This window comes from Parvibaculum sp. (genome assembly GCF_049672805.1).
Taxonomy (GTDB): Bacteria; Pseudomonadota; Alphaproteobacteria; order Parvibaculales; family Parvibaculaceae; genus Parvibaculum.
Genome location: NZ_JBATWS010000095.1, coordinates 1 through 3,535 on the forward strand (window position 1 = coordinate 1; position 3,535 = coordinate 3,535).

At 60.3% G+C, this 3,535-nt stretch carries 5 protein-coding genes; all 5 read left to right on the forward strand.

The window, feature by feature from the left end:
- Positions 1-775 (forward strand): NAD(P) transhydrogenase subunit alpha (locus WBF74_RS02990; RefSeq protein WP_424434953.1); only part of this gene is annotated, 775 nt, incomplete at its 5' end.
- Positions 775-1,092, forward strand: coding sequence for a proton-translocating transhydrogenase family protein (locus tag WBF74_RS02995; protein ID WP_424434956.1), 318 nt, complete (start codon positions 775-777; stop codon positions 1,090-1,092). The genes WBF74_RS02990 and WBF74_RS02995, both read left to right, overlap by 1 nt.
- A 13-nt stretch (positions 1,093-1,105) precedes the next feature.
- Entirely contained in the window at positions 1,106-2,512 is a 1,407-nt protein-coding gene (locus WBF74_RS03000) for an NAD(P)(+) transhydrogenase (Re/Si-specific) subunit beta (protein ID WP_424434959.1), read from the forward strand.
- A gap of 95 nt (positions 2,513-2,607) precedes the next feature.
- On the forward strand, positions 2,608-2,985 hold the full coding sequence (locus WBF74_RS03005; RefSeq protein ID WP_424434962.1) for a DUF4345 family protein: 378 nt from the start codon (positions 2,608-2,610) through the stop codon (positions 2,983-2,985).
- An 88-nt stretch (positions 2,986-3,073) separates the two neighbouring features.
- Entirely contained in the window at positions 3,074-3,424 is a 351-nt protein-coding gene (locus WBF74_RS03010) for a DUF6614 family protein (protein ID WP_424434965.1), read from the forward strand.
- Positions 3,425-3,535 lie beyond the last annotated feature (111 nt).

Genomic DNA, 3,535 nt, shown 5'->3' on the forward strand with positions numbered 1-3,535 from the left:
GCCGCGCATCACCCGCGCGCAGTCGATGGACGTCCTCTCCTCGCAGTCGAACCTTGCGGGCTACAAGGCCGTCATCAATGCGGCGGCTGCCTTTACCCGCGCCATGCCGATGATGATGACGGCGGCGGGCACGATTGCGCCTGCGCGCGTCTTCGTGATGGGCGTTGGCGTTGCGGGCCTTCAGGCGATTGCCACGGCAAAGCGTCTTGGGGCCATCGTTTCTGCGACCGACGTGCGCTCTGCTACAAAGGAGCAGGTGGAAAGCCTTGGCGGCACTTTCATCATGGTCGAATCCGATGAAAGCGGCGATGCGGCTGGCGGCTATGCAAAGGAAATGTCGGAAGAATACAAGCGCGCCCAGGCTGCGCTTGTTGCCGAACATATCAAGAAGCAGGACATCGTCATTACCACCGCGCTTATTCCGGGCCGTCCGGCGCCGGAACTCGTGAGCGAGGAAATGGTGAAGTCCATGAAGCCGGGTTCGATCCTCGTGGATCTCGCGGTCGAGCGTGGCGGCAACTGCCCGCTTTCCGAAGCCGGCAAGCGCGTCCAGAAGCATGGCGTCACGATCATTGGCGATCTCAATGTCGCGGCCCAGCTTTCTGTCGATGCGTCTTCGCTCTATGCGAAGAACCTGCTCAACTTCATTACGCCCCTGATCGACAAGGAAACGAAGTCCCTCGCGATCAACTGGGAAGACGAAATCATTACGGGTACCTGCCTGACAAAAGACGGTCAGGTAGTGCATCCGTCGCTCCGCGAAGGAGGCAACTGATGGAAGCGGCCGCTATCGATCCCTTTATCTTCAGACTCGCGATCTTCGTGCTCGCGATCTTTGTCGGCTATTACGTCGTCTGGAGCGTGACACCCGCGCTTCACACACCGCTCATGTCCGTCACCAACGCGATCTCGTCGGTCATTATTGTTGGTGCGCTGATCGCCGTCGGCCTTGATCTCTCCCAGGCGGGCGAGACTGGCTGGCTCTCCAAGGGCTTCGGCTTCGTCGCCGTGATCCTCGCCGCCGTGAATATTTTCGGCGGCTTCCTGGTCACGCAGCGAATGCTGGCCATGTACAAGAAAAAGCAGCGCTGAGAGGGCCACAGACATGTCAGCCAATATTGCGGCTCTTCTCTACGTCGTCTCGGCGGTTCTTTTCATCCTCGCGCTGCGCGGGCTTTCCTCGCCTGAAACGTCACGTCAGGGCAATACCTACGGCATGATCGGCATGACCATTGCCATCGTGACCACGCTTGCCCTGCTGCAGGCGCAGAACGCACTCACATGGGGGCTCATCGTTGCGGGCCTCGCCATTGGTGGCGGTATCGGCGCCATCATTGCGCGGCGCATTGCGATGACGCAGATGCCCCAGCTCGTCGCTGCCTTCCACTCGCTGGTCGGCCTTGCGGCTGTGTTCGTTGCGTGGTCGGCTTTCCTTGCGCCGGAAGCCTATGGCATCGGCTCCTTCCACGCGATCCATGCGGCGAATCTGGTCGAAATGGGCATTGGTGTCGCCATCGGCGCGATTACCTTCTCCGGCTCGATCATCGCCTTCGCGAAGCTCAACGGTAACATGTCCGGCGCGCCGATCATGCTGCCGGGCCGCCATGTCATCAATGCGGCAATGGCGATTGCCATTATTGGCGGCATTGCCTGGCTCGTCTCTGACCCCTCGCGTCAGACGATCGAGCTGTTCCTCGCAATCACGATCCTCTCCTTCATCATCGGTTTCCTTATCATCATCCCGATCGGCGGTGCCGACATGCCGGTGGTGGTGTCGATGCTGAACTCCTATTCGGGCTGGGCGGCTGCCGGTATCGGCTTCACGCTGGGCAACCTCGCGCTCATCATCGTGGGTGCGCTGGTCGGCTCGTCGGGTGCGATCCTGAGCTACATCATGTGCAAGGGCATGAACCGCTCCTTCATCAGCGTCATTCTTGGCGGCTTTGGTGCGGACACGTCCTCAGCGGGCAGCGGCGTCATCGAGACGCGTCCTGTGAAGCAGGGCTCGGCGGATGATGCGGCCTTCATCATGAAGAATGCCGGCTCCGTCATCATCGTGCCGGGCTATGGCATGGCGGTGGCGCAGGCGCAGCACACGCTTCGTGAAATGGCTGACCTGCTCAAGGCAGAAGGCGTGAAGGTTTCCTACGCCATTCATCCGGTTGCGGGTCGTATGCCGGGCCACATGAACGTGCTTCTTGCAGAAGCGAATGTGCCCTACGACGAAGTGTTCGAACTGGAAGACATCAACAACCAGTTCTCGCAGGCAGACGTGGCCTTCGTCATCGGCGCGAATGACGTGACGAACCCCGCAGCCAAGACGGACACCTCAAGCCCGATCTTCGGTATGCCGATTCTCGACGTGGAAAAGGCGAAGACCGTTCTCTTCATCAAGCGCGGCATGGGCTCCGGCTATGCGGGCGTGGAGAACGAACTCTTCTTCCGCGACAACACCATGATGCTCTTCGGCGATGCGAAGAAGATGGTGGAAGAGATCGTCAAGAATCTCTGAGCCTGATCACAGGCTGGACGAAACATACGGGCGGCGTTCAAGATGAGCGTCGCCCGTTTTCTTTCCGAACGGGACATGAAAAGGGGACTGGGAACATGATCTGGATTGCTCGTATCGCGGCCTTGCTGGTGGGGCTTTTCTCGCTTGTTGCAGGCGCAATGACGCTGATATCGCCTGCGGAGATGGGCGAATCGCTTGGTATCGGGGCGCTCTCGCCGCTCGGCCTCAATGCGCTGCGCGCCGATGTTGGCGCCTTCTTCCTCGCAAGCACGATTGCGAGCGCGGTGGCCCTCTTTGGCGGGCGGCCGCAATGGATTCTGGGTGCGGCGGTACTTTACGGCCTCGCGGCAGCGGGCCGCCTTCTCGGCGTTGTTGTCGATGGGGCGCCTGAAGGCGTGCTTCAGCCCATCGTGGTAGAGATCACCATGGTAGTGCTTTCCCTCTTTGCCGCCCGGATGCTTGCGCGCGGCTGAGGTGCATCACCTGCTGGACGAAAGGAACGGGCGGTGCTCACATGAGCGCCGCCCTTTTGACTCTGCATCGCTGCTCCGGGGGAGAGGCATGGATATTTATCACGGCTGGTTTGACCTGAAGCCCGGCGTTTCCGATCTCGATTTTGTGGATGCCTTTGAGCGCTATATGGAGCGCCTTGAGGGAGAAGGTGTGATTGAGGGCTGGCGGCTGATGCGCAAGAAGCTCGGCCTTGCACCCTCTCACCTCGGCGAATTTCATTTCATGATCGAAGTGGCGGATCTCACCCAGCTTGATGCGGCCTTTAACTGGGTGGCAACGCGCGCCGAGCCTGTCGAGGGCGATCATCACGGCGTGAATGCGCTGGTACAGAATATTGAATTCGCGCTTTATCGCGATTTCCCTGACCCCGTGCGGGAGCGCGGCGAGGAACGGTTCTGAGGGCGGCATGGACTGCACCATTCGCGAGGCGCGACCTGAAGACCGTCCGGCACTTGTGCGCCTTATGGGCGATCTGCAGGAGTATGAAGCCGCGCTTGAGGAAAACCGCGC

Excerpts from the sequence above, each read along its gene's own strand:
- WBF74_RS02995 (WP_424434956.1), top strand. The coding sequence starts at position 775 with ATGGAAGCGGCCGCTATCGATCCCTTTATCTTCAGACTCGCGATCTTC.
- WBF74_RS03000 (WP_424434959.1), top strand. The coding sequence starts at position 1,106 with ATGTCAGCCAATATTGCGGCTCTTCTCTACGTCGTCTCGGCGGTTCTT.
- WBF74_RS03005 (WP_424434962.1), top strand. The coding sequence starts at position 2,608 with ATGATCTGGATTGCTCGTATCGCGGCCTTGCTGGTGGGGCTTTTCTCG.
- WBF74_RS03010 (WP_424434965.1), top strand. The coding sequence starts at position 3,074 with ATGGATATTTATCACGGCTGGTTTGACCTGAAGCCCGGCGTTTCCGAT.